General features: G+C 62.0%; 25 protein-coding genes. 9 read left to right on the top strand and 16 right to left on the bottom strand.

Features of this window, described 5'->3' with window-relative positions:
• The first annotated feature begins 9 nt into the window (after nt 1-9).
• The 3 genes from accC to D460_RS0118935 all read left to right on the top strand — a co-directional run bounded on the left by accC (nt 10) and on the right by D460_RS0118935 (nt 2,979).
• Nucleotides 10-1,356, top strand: coding sequence for an acetyl-CoA carboxylase biotin carboxylase subunit (accC, locus tag D460_RS0118925; protein WP_018900150.1), 1,347 nt, complete (start codon nt 10-12; stop codon nt 1,354-1,356).
• A gap of 5 nt (nt 1,357-1,361) precedes the next feature.
• Nucleotides 1,362-1,982 carry a leucyl/phenylalanyl-tRNA--protein transferase gene (gene aat / locus D460_RS0118930; protein WP_018900151.1) on the top strand — a complete coding sequence of 207 codons (621 nt, stop codon included), beginning with the start codon at nt 1,362-1,364 and terminating at the stop codon, nt 1,980-1,982.
• A 67-nt stretch (nt 1,983-2,049) separates the two neighbouring features.
• Nucleotides 2,050-2,979 (top strand): DUF2167 domain-containing protein, encoded by a 930-nt coding sequence (locus tag D460_RS0118935; RefSeq protein WP_018900152.1) that lies wholly within the window; start codon nt 2,050-2,052, stop codon nt 2,977-2,979.
• Nucleotides 2,980-2,988: 9 nt separating this feature from the next.
• On the opposite strand, the gene D460_RS0118940 is transcribed toward D460_RS0118935, so the two are convergent.
• From D460_RS0118940 to gatB, 5 genes are all read right to left on the bottom strand, one after another.
• The gene (locus tag D460_RS0118940) at nt 2,989-3,420 is read right to left on the bottom strand and encodes a DUF2155 domain-containing protein (RefSeq protein ID WP_018900153.1); all 432 of its coding nucleotides are present in this window, start codon (nt 3,418-3,420) and stop codon (nt 2,989-2,991) included.
• 106 nt (nt 3,421-3,526) lie between these two features.
• Nucleotides 3,527-3,925 carry an NADH:ubiquinone oxidoreductase subunit NDUFA12 gene (locus D460_RS0118945; protein WP_018900154.1) on the bottom strand — a complete coding sequence of 133 codons (399 nt, stop codon included), beginning with the start codon at nt 3,923-3,925 and terminating at the stop codon, nt 3,527-3,529.
• 105 nt (nt 3,926-4,030) lie between these two features.
• Nucleotides 4,031-4,495: a GNAT family N-acetyltransferase gene (locus D460_RS0118950; protein ID WP_018900155.1), complete on the bottom strand. Its 465-nt coding sequence runs from the start codon at nt 4,493-4,495 to the stop codon at nt 4,031-4,033.
• Nucleotides 4,496-4,505: 10 nt separating this feature from the next.
• Entirely contained in the window at nt 4,506-5,012 is a 507-nt protein-coding gene (locus D460_RS0118955; RefSeq protein WP_018900156.1) for a GNAT family N-acetyltransferase, read from the bottom strand.
• A gap of 63 nt (nt 5,013-5,075) precedes the next feature.
• The gene (gene gatB, locus D460_RS0118960) at nt 5,076-6,581 is read right to left on the bottom strand and encodes an Asp-tRNA(Asn)/Glu-tRNA(Gln) amidotransferase subunit GatB (protein ID WP_018900157.1); all 1,506 of its coding nucleotides are present in this window, start codon (nt 6,579-6,581) and stop codon (nt 5,076-5,078) included.
• 147 nt (nt 6,582-6,728) lie between these two features.
• On the opposite strand from gatB, the gene D460_RS0118965 reads away from it, so the two are divergent.
• Nucleotides 6,729-7,034, top strand: coding sequence for a DUF1294 domain-containing protein (locus D460_RS0118965; protein WP_018900158.1), 306 nt, complete (start codon nt 6,729-6,731; stop codon nt 7,032-7,034).
• Here the strand turns inward: D460_RS0118965 and D460_RS0118970 are convergent.
• The gene (locus D460_RS0118970; protein ID WP_018900159.1) at nt 7,031-7,537 is read right to left on the bottom strand and encodes a GNAT family N-acetyltransferase; all 507 of its coding nucleotides are present in this window, start codon (nt 7,535-7,537) and stop codon (nt 7,031-7,033) included. The two genes, D460_RS0118965 and D460_RS0118970, sit on opposite strands and share 4 nt — an antisense overlap.
• Nucleotides 7,538-7,844: 307 nt before the next feature.
• Between D460_RS0118970 and D460_RS0118975 the strand changes: the two genes are divergently transcribed.
• Nucleotides 7,845-8,102, top strand: coding sequence for a YjhX family toxin (locus D460_RS0118975; RefSeq protein ID WP_018900160.1), 258 nt, complete (start codon nt 7,845-7,847; stop codon nt 8,100-8,102).
• Between the two features lie 33 nt (nt 8,103-8,135).
• Here the strand turns inward: D460_RS0118975 and D460_RS0118980 are convergent, their stop codons facing one another.
• From D460_RS0118980 to D460_RS0119000, 5 genes are all read right to left on the bottom strand, one after another.
• Entirely contained in the window at nt 8,136-8,405 is a 270-nt protein-coding gene (locus D460_RS0118980) for a hypothetical protein (RefSeq protein WP_018900161.1), read from the bottom strand.
• 23 nt (nt 8,406-8,428) lie between these two features.
• Nucleotides 8,429-8,893 (bottom strand): GNAT family N-acetyltransferase, encoded by a 465-nt coding sequence (locus tag D460_RS0118985; protein ID WP_018900162.1) that lies wholly within the window; start codon nt 8,891-8,893, stop codon nt 8,429-8,431.
• 20 nt (nt 8,894-8,913) lie between these two features.
• Nucleotides 8,914-10,395, bottom strand: coding sequence for an Asp-tRNA(Asn)/Glu-tRNA(Gln) amidotransferase subunit GatA (gene gatA, locus D460_RS0118990; RefSeq protein ID WP_018900163.1), 1,482 nt, complete (start codon nt 10,393-10,395; stop codon nt 8,914-8,916).
• Between the two features lie 54 nt (nt 10,396-10,449).
• On the bottom strand, nt 10,450-10,737 hold the full coding sequence (gene gatC / locus D460_RS0118995; protein ID WP_018900164.1) for an Asp-tRNA(Asn)/Glu-tRNA(Gln) amidotransferase subunit GatC: 288 nt from the start codon (nt 10,735-10,737) through the stop codon (nt 10,450-10,452).
• 121 nt (nt 10,738-10,858) lie between these two features.
• Nucleotides 10,859-11,563, bottom strand: a complete 705-nt coding sequence (locus D460_RS0119000) for a metal-dependent hydrolase (protein ID WP_018900165.1) — start codon at nt 11,561-11,563, stop codon at nt 10,859-10,861.
• 119 nt (nt 11,564-11,682) lie between these two features.
• Here D460_RS0119000 and ruvX point away from each other — a divergent pair, with 119 nt between their 5' ends.
• Nucleotides 11,683-12,177: a Holliday junction resolvase RuvX gene (gene ruvX / locus D460_RS0119005; RefSeq protein WP_018900166.1), complete on the top strand. Its 495-nt coding sequence runs from the start codon at nt 11,683-11,685 to the stop codon at nt 12,175-12,177.
• Here the strand turns inward: ruvX and D460_RS0119010 are convergent.
• The 5 genes from D460_RS0119010 to D460_RS0119030 form a co-directional block, all read right to left on the bottom strand.
• On the bottom strand, nt 12,114-12,446 hold the full coding sequence (locus D460_RS0119010; protein ID WP_018900167.1) for a DUF6105 family protein: 333 nt from the start codon (nt 12,444-12,446) through the stop codon (nt 12,114-12,116). The two genes, ruvX and D460_RS0119010, sit on opposite strands and share 64 nt — an antisense overlap.
• Nucleotides 12,443-12,616, bottom strand: coding sequence for a hypothetical protein (locus D460_RS36440; protein ID WP_210162758.1), 174 nt, complete (start codon nt 12,614-12,616; stop codon nt 12,443-12,445). The genes D460_RS0119010 and D460_RS36440 overlap by 4 nt, the downstream gene beginning before the upstream one ends.
• Before the next feature lie 124 nt (nt 12,617-12,740).
• Nucleotides 12,741-13,403: a TetR/AcrR family transcriptional regulator gene (locus D460_RS0119020; RefSeq protein WP_026283304.1), complete on the bottom strand. Its 663-nt coding sequence runs from the start codon at nt 13,401-13,403 to the stop codon at nt 12,741-12,743.
• Between the two features lie 142 nt (nt 13,404-13,545).
• Nucleotides 13,546-14,166 (bottom strand): GNAT family N-acetyltransferase, encoded by a 621-nt coding sequence (locus tag D460_RS0119025; protein ID WP_018900170.1) that lies wholly within the window; start codon nt 14,164-14,166, stop codon nt 13,546-13,548.
• On the bottom strand, nt 14,166-15,815 hold the full coding sequence (locus tag D460_RS0119030) for an acyl-CoA dehydrogenase family protein (RefSeq protein ID WP_018900171.1): 1,650 nt from the start codon (nt 15,813-15,815) through the stop codon (nt 14,166-14,168). The genes D460_RS0119025 and D460_RS0119030 overlap by 1 nt, the downstream gene beginning before the upstream one ends.
• Before the next feature lie 176 nt (nt 15,816-15,991).
• Here D460_RS0119030 and D460_RS0119035 point away from each other — a divergent pair, with 176 nt between their 5' ends.
• The 3 genes from D460_RS0119035 to plsY are packed head-to-tail and all read left to right on the top strand — an operon-like array spanning nt 15,992 to nt 18,893.
• Nucleotides 15,992-16,948, top strand: coding sequence for an aspartate carbamoyltransferase catalytic subunit (locus tag D460_RS0119035; RefSeq protein ID WP_018900172.1), 957 nt, complete (start codon nt 15,992-15,994; stop codon nt 16,946-16,948).
• Nucleotides 16,945-18,234 (top strand): dihydroorotase, encoded by a 1,290-nt coding sequence (locus D460_RS0119040; RefSeq protein WP_018900173.1) that lies wholly within the window; start codon nt 16,945-16,947, stop codon nt 18,232-18,234. Before D460_RS0119035 ends, D460_RS0119040 begins: the two co-directional genes overlap by 4 nt.
• A 38-nt stretch (nt 18,235-18,272) precedes the next feature.
• Complete coding sequence (plsY, locus tag D460_RS0119045) at nt 18,273-18,893, top strand: glycerol-3-phosphate 1-O-acyltransferase PlsY (protein WP_018900174.1); 621 nt, start codon at nt 18,273-18,275, stop codon at nt 18,891-18,893.
• Nucleotides 18,894-18,895 lie beyond the last annotated feature (2 nt).

Raw genomic sequence — 18,895 nt, forward strand, 5'->3', positions numbered from 1 at the left:
GCGGACGTCATGGTCTCGAAAATCCTCATCGCCAACCGCGGAGAAATTGCCCTTCGCGTGCTTCGTGCCTGCAAGGAGCTCGGTATTCCCTGCGTCGTCGTTCACTCGACCGCCGATGCCGACGCCATGCATGTGCGCCTGGCCGACGAAAGCGTCTGCATCGGCCCGCCGCCGTCGCGCGACAGCTATCTGAACATTCATCAGATCGTTGCTGCCTGCGAAATCACCGGCGCCGACGCAGTGCACCCCGGCTACGGCTTCCTGTCGGAGAACGCCAAGTTCGCCGAGATCCTCGAAGCGCACGGCATCACCTTCATCGGCCCGACCGCGGAACACATCCGCATCATGGGCGACAAGATCACCGCCAAGACGACGGCGCAGGAACTCGGCATCCCGGTCGTTCCCGGCTCCGACGGCGAAGTGAAGACCGAGGAAGAGGCCATCAAGACGGCCGCCGAAATCGGTTACCCTGTGCTGATCAAGGCGACTGCCGGTGGTGGCGGACGCGGCATGAAGGTCGCCAAGAGCGCTGACGACGTGATAGAGGCCTGGTCGACGGCCCGTACCGAAGCGGCTGCCGCTTTCGGCAACGAAGCCGTCTACATGGAAAAGTACCTCGGCAAGCCGCGGCACATCGAAATCCAGGTGTTCGGTGACGGCGAAGGCAACGCCATCCATCTCGGTGAACGCGACTGCTCGCTGCAGCGCCGCCACCAGAAGGTCTGGGAAGAAGCCAACTCGCCTGCCCTCAACGTCGAACAGCGCATGAAGATCGGCCAGGTCTGCGCCGACGCCATGAAGAAGCTGAAGTACCGCGGCGCCGGCACGATCGAGTTCCTCTACGAAAACGGCGAGTTCTATTTCATCGAAATGAACACCCGTCTTCAGGTCGAGCATCCGATCACCGAAGCGATCACCGGCATCGACCTGGTGCACGAACAGATCCGCGTCGCCTCCGGCGGCGGTCTGTCGGTCACCCAGGATGAGATCCACTTCCATGGCCATGCCATCGAATGCCGCATCAACGCCGAGGACGCGCGCACCTTCGTGCCCTCGCCCGGCACGATCACGCATTTCCATGCACCTGGCGGTCTCGGCGTGCGCATCGATTCGGGTGTCTATCAGGGCTACAAGATCCCGCCCTACTACGACAGCCTGATCGGCAAGCTCATCGTGCACGGCCGCACCCGCGTCGAATGCATGATGCGTCTGCGTCGTGCGCTTGACGAGTTCGTGGTCGACGGCATCAAGACGACGCTGCCGCTCTTCCAGGATCTGGTCGACAACCAGGACATCGCCAACGGCGATTACGACATCCACTGGCTGGAAAACTATCTGGCCAGCAAGCCGGCTTAACCGCAATGGCAGGGTCGCGCAGGAAATCTCCAGGCATCACACCGGAAATTCTCCTGCGCGCCTATTCCATCGGCCTCTTCCCGATGGCAGAATCAGCTGACGACCCCGAGATCTTCTGGGTCGAGCCCGATCTTCGCGGCGTTCTGCCGCTCAATGATTTCCACGTCTCCAAAAGCCTCGCCAAGACCATCCGGCGCAAACCGTTCGAGATCCGCTTCGATCATGACTTCAAGGCCGTGATCGCGGCATGCGCGGAGGAGACGTCAGGTCGTCCGAGCACCTGGATCAACCAGACGATCAGGTCGCTCTACGCATCGCTCTTTCGCATGGGGCATGCCCATACCGTCGAGGCCTGGGATGGCGACCAGCTTGTCGGCGGTCTTTACGGCGTGTCTCTGGGTGCCGCCTTCTTCGGCGAGAGCATGTTCTCGCGGCGCACGGACGCCTCGAAGATCTGCCTCGTGTATCTGGTGGAGCGGCTGAAGGAGAACGGTTTCGTGTTGCTCGACACCCAGTTCACCACCGAGCACCTGAAGACCTTCGGCGCGATCGACGTACCAAAGGACGAGTACGAGCACATGCTCGCCAAGGCTATGGCTTCGCCGCATCTGTCTTTTGCACAATAAAATACACGTTCACGTTGACGTTACCCCCAAGTCGCCTATTGTCGCGCCTTTAACGGGAGTATTGTTCATGAAGTTGAAGATTGCCGCACTGACGTCCCTCTTCGTCCTGGCAGCAACGCTGGCTCAGGCGAAACCATATCAGGAGATGTTTCCGGGTGCGGATCGTTTCGGAGATGCCGACAAGGCTATCCTGGAAAAGATCGACTTTCAGCAAGGCGCGATCAAGATACCCGGCGCGAACGCCACCCTCAATATTCCCAAGGAATTCTACTATCTCAGCCCGGCCGACGCACGCCGCGTGATCGTCGACATCTGGGGCAATCCGCCACAAGCGGGCGAAGGAACGATGGGGATGGTGTTCCCCGCCAAATACGCTCCCGTTGAGGGCGGGTCATGGGGCTCTGTCGTCGAATACAGTGCTGACGGCTACGTCTCCGACGTGGACGCCGCATCCACCGACTACGACGAACTGCTGCGCAACATCAAGGAATCGATCGCGGAATCCAATCCGGAACGCGAGAAGCAAGGGTTCGAGAAGATCACGCTCGTGGGCTGGGCCTCACCCCCGCATTATGACCAATCCGCGCATGCGCTGCATTGGGCGCGCGATCTCATCTTCGGTGACGACATGAGTCAGCCGCACACGCTGAACTATTCCGTGCGCGTCTTTGGGCGCGAAGGCGTGTTCATGTTCAACTTCGTCGCGGGAATGGACCAACTGAATGAAATTCAGTCCGCCGTCCCCAACGTCCTGACCATGGTCAAATTCGACAGCGGCAAGACCTACAAGGACTATGAAAGCGGAGACAAGCTGGCGGCCTACGGCATGGCCGGCATGATCGCAGCCGGGGCGGGCGCGAAAGTCGCCGCCAAAGTCGGACTGCTCGCAATGGCGGCCGTATTCTTCAAGAAGGCCGGCGTGCTTGTTTTTGTCGCGGGAGCAGCGCTATTGCGGGCCTTCAAGGGACTATTCTCCCGCAAGAAGCCCTCGGCGTAACGCTAGAGGTTAGTTCGTCTTGGCGTCGGGCGCAGGCACGTCCGACGTCGCCTTGCAGTCCTTCAGCCAGACGTCATAGATCGGGTGCTCGACGGCGTTGAGGCCGGGGCTGTCGGCGAACATCCAGCCGGTGAAGATGCGGCGGATCTTGCGATCCAGCGTGATCTCGTCGACTTCGACAAAACCGTCGATCTTCTGCACTTCGCTCTGGTCGCGCGAATAGCAGGCCTTCGGCGTCACCTGCAGCGCGCCGAATTGGACCGTTTCGTTCACATAGACGTCGAAGGTGGTGATGCGGCCGGTGATCTTGTCCAGGCCGGAAAAGACGGCCACAGGATTGTCGATGCGGGCGGCGAAGACCGACTGCGGCAGGAAGGACGAGCCAAGCGCCAGGGCAATGCCGGCGGCACGCAGGACGGGGTTCCGCGTGAGAAGCTTCATATCTTTCCGTCTCCACCGCATTTCAAAAATAGAAGGCCGCAGTGTCTGCGGCCATTCTGCGGGTATAGGTCAATTGTGGCCAAAAACCGGGCCGGACTGGCTGCGATCAGCTGCCGGGCGTCCATGCGTCGTAGTCACCGGTGACGCGCGGACGTTCGCCGGCAACGGCGAGCGAACCCGGCGGGCGGTAAGCCTGCGGCGAACCGGTCGGGTTGGCGCGGTGTCCCTTCTGCCATTCCTTGGCGACATAGGTCTCCTTGGACGGCGGTACGTCGGTGCGGTAGTGCATCCAGCCGTGCCAGCCTGGCGGGATGGCGGAAGCGTCCGCGTAGCCCTTGTAGATCACCCAACGGCGCGGAAGGCCGAAGGAGGTGGTGCCGCCTTCGTAATAGACGTTGCCCAATTCATCTTCGCCGACGCGCTTGCCGAAACGCCAGGTCGCGAAGCGGGTGCCGATCGTCTGACCGTTCCACCAGGTGAAGATTTGCAGGAGGAGAGTTTTCATGTCTTTTCCTTGTGCCTGCCTTGGGAGCAAGCGGGACCAGAATTCGATCCTTCGCTTATGCCGCCAGCAGCGCCTGTTGTCCAGTGATTCCGAAGGCAAAAGGGTTCATTTCAGCGCCATCTTGAAGCCGAGATGCGAGGGCTCGAAACCAAGCCGCTCATAGAAGCGATGGGCATCCTTGCGCTTGGTATTGGAGATGAGCTGCACGCGCGGCAAGCCACGCGCCCTCGCCGTTTCGATGCAGAACTCGATCATCCGGGCGCCGATGCCCTGGCCGCGCATGTCACTGCGCGTTTGCACGGCCTCGATGATCATGAAGGACGTTCCGCGCCCGGTGAGCGTCGTGGTGATGGCAGTCTGAAAGGTGCCGACGACTTCGCCGGCCAGTTCGGCGACGAACAGTGTCTGATCGGGAGAGGCCGCGATGGTCTCGAAGGCGCGTTGGTAGTCCGGCAGCGCGTCTTCGGATTGGGTGTCGCCGTGCCCACCGATATCATCGGCAGCGAACATGGCGATCAATGCCTTCAGATCGTCCAGGCGGGCTTCGCGAATAGTGATCTCTTTGGCCATGGGATACGTTTCAATAGCTGGCGAGCGGTTTTTCGAGGATCAGCGCCGGAATGCCGGATTGGCCGGGGCCGTTGTTCTCGCTCTGGCCGACATCGGCAAAACCGAGCCGGTGGTAGAAGCTGATCGCGGCCTCGTTGCGCGGCTCGACCTCGAGCCGCATGATCTCGGCTGCCGGAAAGCAGGTTTCGAGCTCGGCGAAGATATCTCGGCCGATACCCTCGCGCTGCAGCGAGGGGCGAACGTAAAGCAGATGCAGCATGACCGTCTTGGTCATCTCGCCGGACATCGCGGCATAGCCGACGCCGCCGATTTCCTTGCCGTCGTCGGCCACCAGGAATTCGGCGTTCTTGTTTGCCATGCGCGTCTTCAGCGCCGCGGGCGAGAAGAGCGTAGAGACCAATTCATCAACCTTCGGGGCGCCGAGCAGCGCGTCGTAGGTCGCATGGAAGGTTTCGACCAGGAGAGCGCGAACCTTGTCGAGATCGCGCTCGCTGGCGGTGCGGACGAAGTAGACCATTTTCTTCCTTCCGGCATCGGCTATCCGAAAACCGCTTCACACTTTTCGGCGATGTCGGATGACCTATTCCTCGACGATGCCGAGCTTGGCCTTGACCAGAGCCTGGACGGCCTGCGGGTTGGCCTTGCCGCCGGTCGACTTCATCACCTGGCCGACGAACCAGCCGGCGAGAGCGGGCTTGGCCTGCGCCTTGGCGACCTGATCCGGGTTGGCAGCGATGATCTCGTCCACTGCCTTTTCGATGGCGCCGGTGTCGGTGACCTGCTTCATGCCGCGGCTTTCGACGATCTCGGCCGGGTCGCCGCCTTCGGTCAGAACGATTTCGAACACGTCCTTGGCGATCTTGCCGGAGATGGTCTCGGCCTTGATGAGGTCGATGATCGAACCGAGCTGAGCGGCGGAAACCGGAGTCGATTCAATATCCTTGCCGAGTTTGTTCAAGGCACCCAGGAGGTCGTTGATGACCCAGTTGGCCGCCATCTTGCCATCGCGGCCCTCGGCAACGGCCTCGAAGTAATCGGCGATCGCCTTTTCCGACACGAGCACGGAGGCGTCGTAGATGGAGAGACCGAGTTCGCGCACGAAGCGCTCCTTCTTGTCGTCAGGCAGTTCCGGCAGGTCGGCCGCGAGGTTCGCGACATAGGCGTCGTCGAATTCGAGCGGCAGCAAGTCGGGGTCAGGGAAGTAGCGATAGTCGTGCGCGTCTTCCTTGGAGCGCATCGAGCGCGTCTCGCCCTTGCCGGCGTCGAACAGGCGAGTTTCCTGGTCGATCACGCCGCCATCCTCGAGGATGGCGATCTGGCGGCGGGCTTCGTATTCGATCGCCTGGCCGATGAAGCGGATGGAGTTGACGTTCTTGATCTCGCAGCGCGTGCCGAAGCCTTCGCCCGGGCGGCGCACGGAGACGTTGACGTCGGCGCGCATGGAGCCTTCGTCCATGTTGCCGTCGCAAGTGCCGAGGTAGCGCACGATCGAACGCAGCTTGGTCATATAGGCCTTCGCCTCATCCGACGAGCGCATGTCCGGCTTGGAGACGATTTCCATCAGGGCGACGCCCGAACGGTTGAGGTCGACATAGGACATGGTGGCGTGCTGGTCGTGCAGCGACTTGCCGGCGTCCTGTTCCAGGTGCAGACGCTCGATGCCGATCTCGATATCCTCGAAATGGCCCTGACGATCCGGGCCCAGCGAGATCACGATCTGGCCCTCGCCGACGATCGGATCCTTGAACTGCGAGATCTGATAGCCCTGCGGCAGGTCGGGATAGAAGTAGTTCTTGCGGTCGAAGATCGAACGCTTGTTGATCTGCGCCTTCAGGCCGAGACCGGTGCGGACCGCCTGGGCGACACATTCCTCGTTGATGACAGGCAGCATGCCGGGCATGGCCGCATCGACGAGCGAGACGTTGGAATTCTGCGGCTTGCCGAATTCGGTCGAGGCGCCGGAGAACAGCTTCGAATTGGACAGCACCTGCGCATGGACTTCCATGCCGATGATGACTTCCCAATCGCCAGTGGCGCCGGGAATGAAGCGTTTCGGATCAGGCGTGCGAACGTCGACAAGGGTCATGGAAATGCTCTTTTGAGGCTATCTTATTCAACTGGTGAGGTAACGGAAATGACCTTCCGGTGCAAGGCTTTCGGCATGGTCTCGGCCATTGCGGGCCGGACAGCCGGCATTTTTCGGTTGTTAACGGGCCGCCGCTAAACTTCGCCGATGCTTCTCACCGATCTCGCCAAAATCATCGGACTGTTCACAGCCTGGAACGGGCTGGTGTTCGCGATCTACTTCGTCGACAAGCAGGCGGCGCGCTATGGCCAGTGGCGCATCAGCGAAAAGACGCTTCTGACGCTTGCCTTCCTTGCCGGCAGCCCTGGTGCGGTGAGCGCTCAGCAGCTGCTGCGCCACAAAACCCGCAAGGAGCCGTTTCGCTCGGAGCTTATGGCGATCTGCGGCTTTCATCTGCTTGCCGTGGTCGCGCTGATCTCCGGCATCGCGGCCAAGATACTTGGGCCGATCTAGAAAGCGCCGTACGGCCCCTCGCCCTGTGACGAGACCGGCTTCGATAGGCCGACCGAGGGGACGTCCCTGTCGAGCTTGGGATTGTAGGCGACCGACAGCCAGTGAATGGCGTATCCGTTCTTCTTGAAGAAGGTGATCGCCTCGTTGTTTTCGGCGTGGGTCTGCATCATCACGCTATCGAGCCCCTGCTCCGCCACTTCCTTCTCGATCGACTGCAGCAGAGCCGAGCCAAGGCCATGACCGGTGAAAGACGGATCGATCCAGAAGTCCGAAATCGTCTCGTCTAGATTTTCGCGCGCGGCCCATCCGGCCGTGTGGCCGTTCCATTCGATGACGGTGATGGTGAGCCAGCGGGTCTCGGCGAAATTCATGAAGGCGCTGCGGGCAGCCGACGCCATCGCATCCGCCTCGCCGATCGGCGCCATGGCCTTCTGCCAGGCGCGCAACCCGATCTCGCTCAAAACCTCGGCTTCGCCCTCATGGGCATTGCGAATAGTGATCAATCACAACCTCCGAAACACCGAGGAAAGTAAACCACCGAATCAGGCCATCTCAAAGCCTTCCGTAACGTCAGGCAAGCCTTTCCCCGCATTGCAGCAGACGGAGCTTGCCTGACGCCGGACTTGACGCCAACAGGGCCGAAGCCTATCAAATCCTCATGTTGAGCTCGCAATCAGAGACCCGGTAAAGGCCCTGCCCGCAAGTTTTCTTGCGCGCACGGGCCCGACGAGAACGAAGCCCTGACGTCCCATCCGGACGCCAGATCGTTTTTGTGCGCCTTAAACGGCGCGAGACCGGATCAACATCTCCATGGATATTTCACGCGCGGAACAGCGCATCCTGCACTTGCTGGCCCAAGGCGGCCGCATCGAAATCGAACGCGACGACAACAAGAAGATCGAGGCCGTCAACTGCCTCACCCGCGACGGCTGGCTCTACCCCGGCTTCGACCTCGAGCTCTTTCGAAAGCTCAAGCGGCTGAAGGCGATCAGGTCGCAGACCGGGCAGCCATACCGGATCACCGAACGCGGGCTGCAGCTGGTGCGCTCGCAACTGGACAACCGATGACAGGAAAACGGCGCCGCTCAGGTGGCGCCGTTTTCACTTAATCAGCAATACTTGGCGCATCGCCGCCCATTCATCACCAAAGGCACCTGTCGCAACCGGCTGGCCCGCCAGCCGATACCAGTAACCGGCATTCCAAATATCGCCTTCGATGCGGTGGCAGAGCGCGTGCCCCCAATCGAAAGGCTGTTCGCCTTCGTGGGCCTGGCAGATGTCATGCACGGCCTTCCATTCGGCTCCCATCACGAAATCCGCGGCGGCCAAGCGGTCGAAAGCCTCGATGAGCGCTGCAATCTGCGATGCCATAAGCCTACTCCTGTTCGTGGATGTTAAGGCAGCGCCTTCTCCATATGAACCTTTTCGAGATCGATCCCCATGCTCTTGGAAAACTCGATCCCGCGCCACACGATAGCAAAACCACAGCGTTCATACAGCCGGATCGCACCGGTGTTGCTGGCATGGGTATCGATGCGCGCCAATGGATAGCCGTCTGCCGAGATGAGGTTGAGGATGTGGAGGACGAGCGTTTTGCCAACACCCCTGCTCTGATGACCCGGATGCACCCAAAGGTCGGACACGTAATCGCGCGCACCGTCCCGCGCTGCCCAACCGGCGACTACGCCATCGATTTCGGCAACGTGCACGTCGCCCGATGTGCTCTCTGCGAAGATCGAGAATTCGTGCCGGACGCGTTCGGAAATCTCCACGGCGAGATCGCTGCCTTTAAAGGCGTCGCTGGATTTCCAGGCCGCAAAACCGACTTCGCCGACCAGCATGTGGTCGGCGATCGTCATGTCTCTGATGCTTAGTCCGCTTACCACCACTTGGCGGGGGTGAAGCGGCCGGCGGCTTGTTCGATGACGTGGGCCGTCTTGAAGAGGGTTTCTTCCTCGAACGGCTTGCCGATCAGCTGCAGGCCGAGCGGCAGGCCCTTGTGGTCGAGGCCGGCGGGGACCGCGATGCCGGGAAGGCCGGCCATGTTGACGGTGACGGTGAAGATGTCGTTGAGGTACATCTTGACCGGATCGGATGCCAGGTCCTCGTCGGCGATGCCGAAGGCGGACGATGGGGTCGCTGGCGTCAGGATGGCGTCAACGCCGGCGTGGAAGGCGAGGTCAAAGTCGCGCTTGATCAGCGTGCGGACCTTCTGCGCCTGGATGTAGTAGGCGTCGTAGTAACCTGCCGAAAGAACGTATGTGCCGATCATGATGCGGCGCTTGACTTCGTGGCCGAAGCCGGCGGCGCGGGTCTTCTCGTACATGTCGGCAATGTCCTTGCCGTCGACGCGCAGGCCGTAGCGCACGCCGTCGTAGCGGGCGAGGTTCGAAGAGGCTTCAGCCGGTGCGACAATGTAATAGGCCGGCAGCGCGTACTTGGTGTGCGGCAGCGAGATATTGACGATCTCGGCGCCGGCATCCTTGAGCCAGGCGATGCCCTGCTGCCAGAGCGTTTCGATCTCTTCCGGCATGCCGGCGACGCGGTATTCGTTTGGAATGCCGATCTTCATGCCCTTCAGCGACTGGCCAAGCACGGCTTCGTAATCCGGAACCGGCAGATCGACCGAGGTCGTGTCCTTGGCGTCGACCGAGGCCATCGACTTCAACAGGATCGCGGCGTCGCGGACGTCGCGGGCGATCGGGCCGGCCTGGTCGAGCGACGAGGCGAAGGCGACCGTGCCCCAGCGCGAGCAACGACCGTAAGTCGGCTTGATGCCGACGGTGCCCGTGAAGGCGGCGGGCTGGCGGATCGAGCCGCCGGTGTCGGTTGCGGTGGCGCCGGCGCAAAGATGGGCTGCAACGGCAGCGGCCGAGCCGCCTGAGGAACCGCCGGGAACCAGCTGCTGGTTCGAGCCTGCGGCGCGCCAGGGGTTGATGACCGCACCATAATGCGAGGTCTCGTTGGAGGAGCCCATGGCGAACTCGTCCATGTTCAGCTTGCCGAGCATGACGGCGCCGTCGTCCCACAGGTTCTGCGTGACGGTCGATTCGTAATGCGGCTTGAAGCCGTCGAGGATGTGGCTGCAGGCCTGGGTGTGGATGCCTTCGGTGGCGAAGAGGTCCTTGATGCCGAGCGGAATGCCTTCGAGCTCGCCGCCCTTGCCGCTGGCAAGACGGGCGTCGGAGGCTTCGGCCATCTGCAGCGCCTTCTCGGGCGTCACCTTGATATAGGCGTTGAGCTTGTCGTTGGCCGCCTCGATCGCCGAGATATAGGCCTCGGTGAGTTCGGTTGCTTTGATTTCCTTGGCGCGCAGCTTGGTGCGGGCTTCGGCAATGGTCAGGCTGGTGAGTTCGCTCATGATGGTTCGCTTCAAATCTTGAATGGCAACGAGGTCGGAAAGCGGCGAAAAGCCTTATTCGACGACTTTGGGCACCAGGAAGAAATTCTGATCGGTAACAGGCGCGTTGGAAACGATATCGGCGGCCTTGTTGCCGTCGGTGACGTCGTCGGTGCGCTTCTTCATCAGCATCGGCGTGACCGAGGTCATCGCCTCGACGCCTTCGACATTGACTTCGGAGAGCTGCTCGACGAAGCCCAGGATCCCATTCAACTCGCCGACCATGCGGTTTGCCTCATCTTCGGAGACGGCAATACGGGCAAGGCGCGCAACGCGCTTAACGGTGGCTAGGTCGACGGACATCATATTCTCCGGATGGGATTTTCCCACCCGCTATAAAGGCCATGCCCGCTGTGTGCAACGGGCATGGCCTTTCGTTCATTCAGATTTCCGCCCTTTCAAGTCGGGGCGGAGCGCCAATGCGTCAGAGAACGACGCTCTCGCTCGGCTTGATCGCCTTCACTTCGGTCTTCGATCCTTCCATGCCGGCGACGAATTTTTCAGGCGTCTGGTCGATGATCGGGAAAGTGCCGTAGTGGCAGGGGATGGCGGTCTTGAAGTTGAAGTAGCGCTGGCAGGCGAGTGCCGCGACGGCGCCGCCCATGGTGAAGCGGTCGCCGACTGGGACGAGGCCGATATCGGGCTGGTGCAACTCGTTGATCAGCGCCATGTCGGAGAAGATGTCGGTGTCGCCCATGGCAAAGATCGAGGCTTCGTCATCGAAATGCAGCATCAGGCCGTTGGCACTGCCGAGCGCGTGGGAGACGCCGTCCTCGGTGATCTGTGCGGAGGAGTGCAGCGCGTTGGTGAAGGTGGCGGAGAAGCCGCCGAGCGGAACCGTGCCGCCGGTGTTGCCCATCTCGATCTTCGAGACGCCCTTGGTGCCAAGCCAGGAAGCGAGATCGGCGTTGGCGAGGACGACGGCGCCGGTTTCCTTGGCGATCGCGACGGTATCACCAACGTGGTCGCCGTGGCCGTGGGTGAGCAGGATATGGGTGACGCCAGCGGTGACGTCCTTGATGTCCTGGCCAGCGAACGAGCCGTTATGCGTCAGGAAGGGGTCGAGGAGAATGGTTGCCTTCGCGGTCTCGATGCGGAATGCCGCATGGCCTAGCCAAGTGATCTTCATGAAATCTGTCCTTTTATTAAGTGATGCAAAAGCCTGTTTCGATGGGTATGGAGATAACCGATAGCGCCGCAAAGAAAAGCGGTCGAGGCTTCAATTTCTTTTGACGGGATGAAACGACGATGACGGTGCTGACGATCGAGGAACTGGCGGCCGCACTTCAGCCGGGACAGGCAATCGCCGGACTCGATCTCGGCACCAAGACGATCGGACTTTCCATGTCGGATCTCGGCCGGCGATTCTCGACGCCGCGGCCGGTCATCAAACGCGAGAAATTCACGATCGACGCCGAGGTGCTTCTGAGCTTCGCGGAGAAGGAAAAGGTCGCGGCCTTCGTCATCGGCCTGCCCATGAATATGGACGGGTCGGCCGGCCCGCGCGTCCAGGCCACACGGGCCTTCGTGCGCAACATGGAGCAGAAAACGACCCTGCCCTTCGTCTATTGGGATGAGCGGCTGTCGACGGTTGCCGCCGAGCGGGCGCTTCTGGAGATGGACGTGTCGCGCGCCAAGCGGGCCGAACGCATCGATTCGGCAGCCGCGAGCTTCATTCTTCAAGGCGCTCTGGACAGGCTGTCCTTGCTTGGAAGGGCAGCACTCGACGAACCGGACGCCTGACGTCCCCGCCACCAGGCGGCGATCTTCTTGCGTCGGCGGAAGGCCATGATGGCGAAGACGACGAGACTGTCGACCACGACGGCGCGAGCCACCAGGGGCGGAATGGTTTCGGCGGGGATGCCGAGAATATTGGCGTAGACCTGGAAGGTCAGGTCATGGGCCTGGCGCGTGAGCATGAAGATGCCGAAGCTCATGTCGTAGTAGGAAAGCCAGTACCAGCCTGCCAGAAACACGATCGGACCGGCCCAGAAGATCAGGAACCACTTCATGCGGTCGCCCCTCTTTGTCGCTTTGCGAATGGCAGATCAAGCGAGACCAGCCATGTCGATAATGCCATCAAACCCAGCACCAGGGCCGGCACCGCGATATCGAGCGCGAGCACGGCAAAGAACATCATCGCGGCAACGAGGAACATGATTCTCGCGATTTTGGTTCGCATGGTTCCAGACAACTCAAACTTTGAAACTGTCTGGTAACCTGACTTCTTAAACACTCTGGCGCAACGTAAACCATTTGTTAAGGTTAACAGGCGAGCGGGAGGCTGTGGGAAAGTCTAGCGCCGATCAGCCGTAAACGCCGCGAACGATGCGTTTCAGGGCCTGCTCCGCCTTTTCCCAATCCTTCGATGCCTTCAGCGCCAGACCGGCGCACTGCCCACCGGCCGACGCCGAAAGGACGATATGCTGGATGGCGGCGATCAGAATCGCGTTGACGGCGACGGCGTCGACGCCCTTGGGTGGCGTCAGCGAGCCGCGCATGCGCTCAAGCCATGTGGCCAGTGCTTTCGAGCGCGCCTCCGAGAGGCGGCGGACCTGTTCGGTGTTTTCGGACACCTCCCAGGCGACGATGCGGCGCATCAGCGGATCGTCGCGCAGCGCCTGGAGGAAGAGCAGCGACAGGCGTTCCATCAGGTCGCCATAGGTCAGCAGGAACATGCCACCGGTGTCCTCGGGAATGCGGTCCTTGACCCACGTGCCGAGATCGGCGCCGATCGCGTCGACCAGGCCATTCAGGCCGCCGTAGTAGCGGTAGATCAGTTGCTTGTCGCAGCCGGCCTTACGCGCCACCGCGTTGATGCCGAAGTTCTGGAACCCCTCTTCCGCGAGCAGCGCCTTGGCGGCGTTGAGGATCGCCTTTTCCGTCGCGCCACGGTCACGCACACGCTTTTCCGGTTCGGCCTGCGGCGCGCTCGCGATGGGGGTCAAAGGCATGGGGTCATTCAGCATCAGGGACTCGGATTTCATGTGTCACTCATCGGTGAGTAACAACACCGCCCCCAACCGGCAACGGCGAACCCCTTGAAAGATTGTGGATTGTTTTCAGGCCATTCGCGGCGGGCAATCAAATGTCGCCGAGCGGCGACATCGATCAGAGCGTCTGGCCGAACCAGACGGTGCGCTCGGATGGCTCGACGAGCGGCGGCCCGAGGCGCGTGAAGCCGCGCGAGCCCCAGAAGCTGATACCATTGGCATTCGTTGTGCTGGCGCCGAGATGCACGGACTTCACGCCGGCATCCCTTGCCTGCGAGAGCCACATGTCGAGGAGCTTCGTTCCCATCCCCTGCCCGCGCAGACGCGATAGCAGGTTCATATGGATATGAGCCGGAAACGCCTCGATGATGGCCGATGGCGCCGACGAGGGATGATGGATCGCGGCGATGCGTTTCTCGTCGGCATTCCAGAGGTCGGGATCGCCTTGCGGGTCTGGGTAGGCGCTGCGCAGCGCCGGCCACCAGTCGCGCTCAAGCTGGGCCTGAAACGCAAGCGTATCGTATACACCGACGATATAGCCGGCAACGCCTTCGGCATCCTCGGCCACGAAGGCCGTGTCAGGGCTGAGCGTCACGTAAGGCGCGGAATAGATGTGGCCGATGAGCTTTCCGTCACCATGCAGTGATGTTGCATCCTGGCCGGCGTCACCCGTGACCAGTGAGATGTTGTATATCTGATCGAGATCGTCGAGCCGTGCACGGCGCAGCGTTGTCGTCATCAGGATGCCGGCGGATAGAGGAGGTCGACGATGTAGCTGGCGTCGAAGCGGCTATCGAGCATGCCGTAGGTGGAGCGCCAGCCGCCGGCGAGACGGGTTTCGATGAAGGCATCGGCGATACGCCCTGCCCCCAGACGATAAAGTTCGGCAGCACCCGCCGCGAGCGCCAGCTGCTCGACGAGCAGGCGGGCAGCGCCCTCATCGCGTTCGCAGAGCGCCATGGCGGCGCGGAGCACGTCGATGGTCTTCTTGCCGGCCGGGCCGAGATCCCTCGCAAGGCCTGCGAAGACGGTCTCGAAGAGATCCTTGCCACGGTTCAGGATACGCAAGACGTCGAGCGCCATGACGTTGCCCGAGCCTTCCCAGATCGCATTGACAGGCGCTTCGCGGTAATGGCGGGCGATCGGGCGTTCCTCGATATAGCCGCTGCCGCCGATGCACTCCATCGCTTCATAGATGAGCGCGGGCGCGATCTTGCAGCACCAGTATTTGGCGACCGGCGTCATAACGCGGGCGTAGGCGGCCTCCTCGGCGCTGCCGCGCGCGCGGTCGAAGGCGTCGGCGAGACGGAAAGAGAGCGCTGTGGCGGCGGCGACGTCGAGCGCCATATCGGCAAGCACGCGGGTCATGATCGGCTGGCTGACCAGCATCTTGCCGAAGACACTGCGGCCACGCGTGTGGTGCACGGCCTCGGCCAGCGAGGCGCGCATGATGCCAGAGGATGCCAGCGCGCAATCGAGGCGCGTCAGCGTGACCATGTCGAGGATGGTGCGAACGCCGGCATCCGGGCCGCCAAGCAGGAAGCCGAAGGTATCGCTGAACTCGACCTCGGACGAGGCGTTCGAGCGGTTGCCGACCTTGTCCTTCAGCCGCTGGAACTGCAGTCCGTTGGCGGATCCGTCCTCGAGCAGGCGCGGCACCAGGAAGCAGCCCATGCCCTCCTTGGTCTGCGCCAGCATGATGAAGGCATCGCTCATCGGCGCCGACATGAACCACTTGTGGCCAGACAGACGGTAGATGCCCTCGCTAACCTTTTCGGCGGACGTCGTGTTGGAGCGGACATCGGTGCCGCCCTGCTTCTCGGTCATGCCCATGCCGATGGTCACGGCGGATTTCTGCATGGCCGGCTTGTTCGCCGAATCGTATTTGCGCGACAGGATCCTCGGCGCCCAGTCCTTCTGGACGGCGGGCGATGCGGAGAGAGCTGCGACGGACGCGCTCGTCATGGTGATCGGGCAGAGATGGCCGGTCTCGAGCTGCGAGGACAGATAGAAGCGTGCGGCGCGGATCTTGTGCGCCTGGTCCTTCGCCTCGGCATCGGCCTGCGGATCCCAGACGGACGAGTGAAGACCGACGGACATGGAGCGGCGCATCAGCGCGTGCCAGGCCGGGTGAAATTCCACAACATCGAGCCGTTCGCCGCGCGGTCCGTGAGTGCGCAGCTGCGGCACGCCCTGGTTTGCCATGCGCGCCAGCTCCTGCGCTTCCGGCGAGGTGACATAGCGGCCCATATTGTCGAGATCATCGCGAATGCCGCGCGGCAACGCACCAGTGAGGTCGACGATCAGCGGATCGGACCTGTAGGCGTTGATGCCGGACCACAGGCTCGGCTGGTTGAGTTCGGCGAGTTTTTCTTCAGCGGGTGTCATGAATCGCTTCTAGAGTATGAGGCGGGCAAAGGGAAACCGGAAGTTTGGCACTCCTTGTGCTTTAGCCCAATTGCGACAAAATTGCAGGGGGAGAGCGCGGTTTGCCCACAGCGCATGCTTGCCGCCGCCGCACGCACTCTTTATAGAGCCGCTGACGACAGCATAGAGGCAGGTTCATGGTCTTCTTTCCCCACCGCCACCTCATCGGTATCAAAGGGCTCACAGAGCAGGATATCACCTTTCTCCTCGACAAGGCCGACGAGGCCGTCAAGATCAGTCGACAGCGAGAGAAAAAGACGTCGACCCTGAGGGGACTGACGCAGATCAATCTGTTTTTCGAAGCATCCACCCGCACGCAGGCCTCCTTCGAGCTTGCCGGCAAGCGCCTCGGCGCCGACGTGATGAACATGTCGGTCGGCAATTCCTCGGTGAAGAAGGGCGAAACGCTGATCGATACGGCGATGACGCTGAACGCGATGCGCCCCGACGTGCTGGTCATCCGGCACTCCAGCGCGGGCGCCGCGGCACTTCTCGCGCAGAAGGTTTCCTGCTCCGTGGTCAATGCCGGCGACGGCCAGCACGAGCATCCGACGCAGGCGCTGCTCGACGCGCTGACCATTCGCCGCGCCAAGGGCAAGCTGTCGCGCATCATCGTCGCCATCTGCGGTGACGTGCTGCACTCGCGTGTGGCGCGCTCGAACATCCTGCTTCTCAACGCCATGGGTGCCAGGGTTCGCGTCGTGGCGCCGGCGACGCTGCTTCCGGCGGGGATCGCCGACATGGGCGTCGAGGTCTTCCATTCGATGAAGGAAGGCCTGAAGGACGCCGACGTCGTGATGATGCTCCGTCTGCAGCGCGAGCGCATGTCCGGCGCCTTCGTGCCGTCGGTGCGCGAATATTTCCACTTCTATGGCCTCGACGCGGAAACGCTGAAGGCGGCGAAGGAGGATGCGCTGGTCATGCACCCCGGGCCGATGAACCGCGGGGTGGAAATCGCCTCGGAGGTCGCGGACGGGCCGCAGAGCGTGATCGCCGAACAGGTCGAAATGGGTGTCGCTGTACGCATGGCTGTCATGGAAACGCTGCTGATCTCGCAGAACCAGGGTCCCCGCAGCGAAGGAGCCGGCGCATGAGCAACTCGATCGTCTTCAAGAACGTTCGCATCATCGACCCCTCTCGCAATCTGGACGAGCTCGGTGCGATCGTCGTCAAGGACGGCGTGATCGTCGCTTCCGGCAAGGATGCGCTGAACGAAGCTGTGCCCGCAGGCGCGACGGTGCGCGATTGCAACGGGCTTGTCGCGGCACCCGGTCTCGTGGATGCGCGCGTCCATATCGGCGAACCTGGAGCCGAGCATCGCGAGACGATCGAATCCGCCAGCCGGGCTGCGGCCGCGGGCGGCGTGACCTCGATCATCATGATGCCCGATACCGATCCGGTGATCGACGACATCGCGCTGGTGGAGTTCGTGAAGAAGACCGCGCGCGACAAGGCGCTGGTCAACGTTTATCCGGCAGCGGCGATCACCAAGGGTCTCGCCGGCGAGGAGATGAGCGAGATCGGCATGCTGATGGAAGCGGGCGCGGTCGCCTTCACCGACGGCCGCTCCAGCATCCACGACGCGCAGGTTCTGCGCCGGGTGATGACCTATGCGCGCGAATTCGGCGCTGTGATCTCCTGCGAGACGCGCGACCAGCATCTGGCCGCCGGCGGCGTCATGAACGAGGGGCTGTTTGCAAGCTGGCTCGGCCTCAGCGGCATTCCGCGCGAAACCGAACTGATCCCGCTGGAGCGCGACCTGCGCATCGCCAAGCTGACACGCGGCAAATACCACGCGGCGATGATCTCGGTGCCCGAATCCGTCGAGGCGATCGAGCTGGCCAAGAGCCGTGGCGCAACCGTTACCTGCGGCATCTCGATCAACAATCTGGCGCTCAACGAAAACGACATCGGCGAGTACCGCACCTTCTTCAAGCTCTATCCGCCGCTGCGCTCGGAAGACGATCGCGTGGCGATGGTGGATGCGCTGGCGCGCGGGGCGATCGACATCATCGTCTCCTCGCACGACCCGCAGGACGTCGACACCAAGCGCCTGCCCTTCGGCGAAGCCGCCGACGGTGCCGTCGGGCTCGAGACCATGCTGGCGGCAGCCCTTCGCCTCCACCACAGCGGGCATGTGACGCTGATGCGCCTGATCGATGCCATGTCGACGCGTCCGGCGCAGATCTTTGGCCTCGATGCCGGTACGCTGAAGCCCGGCGCCAAGGCGGATATCGTGCTGATCGATCTCGAAGAGCCTTGGATTGTCGCCAAGGACATGCTTCTCTCGCGCTCGAAGAACACGCCTTTCGAAGACGCGCGCTTCAGCGGACGTGCGGTCGCGACCTATGTCGCGGGCCAGTGCGTGCATACGTCATAAACTGCGTGCATACATTATAAGAAGACAAGTGGGGGAACATGGGCGCTGATCTCATGACGTGGCAGATCACCTGGCAAATCGCGCTGGCGGCCGCCGCCATCGGCTATCTGCTGGGCTCCATTCCGTTCGGGCTGATTTTGACGCGTGCGGCCGGCCTCGGCGACGTGCGCAGCATCGGCTCCGGCAATATCGGCGCGACCAATGTTCTTCGAACCGGCAACAAGAAGCTGGCGGCGGCGACGCTGCTCCTTGATGCGCTGAAGGCATCGGCGGCGGCGTGGATCGTCTCCTACTTCTTCGGCCCGGAAGCAGCCGTCATCGCCGGCTTCTTCGCCTTCATCGGTCACCTCTTCCCGGTCTGGATCGGCTTCAAGGGCGGCAAGGGCGTCGCCACCTATATCGGCACGCTGCTTGGCGTTGCACCGCTGATGGTTCTCGCCTTCGCTGCGGTCTGGCTCGGCGTTGCCTTCATCACCCGCTATTCTTCTCTTTCCGCACTGGTTGCAATGCTTGTCATTCCGGTTGCATTGTGGATACTGGGTGCAGAGAAGGTTGCAGCGATCATGGCGATCATGACCGTGATCTCCTACTGGAAGCACAAGGCCAATATCAGCCGCCTCATCAGCGGCACTGAAAGCAAGATCGGGGCAAAGGGATAGGA

This window comes from Rhizobium sp. 2MFCol3.1, assembly GCF_000377565.1.
Taxonomy (GTDB): domain Bacteria; phylum Pseudomonadota; class Alphaproteobacteria; order Rhizobiales; family Rhizobiaceae; genus Rhizobium.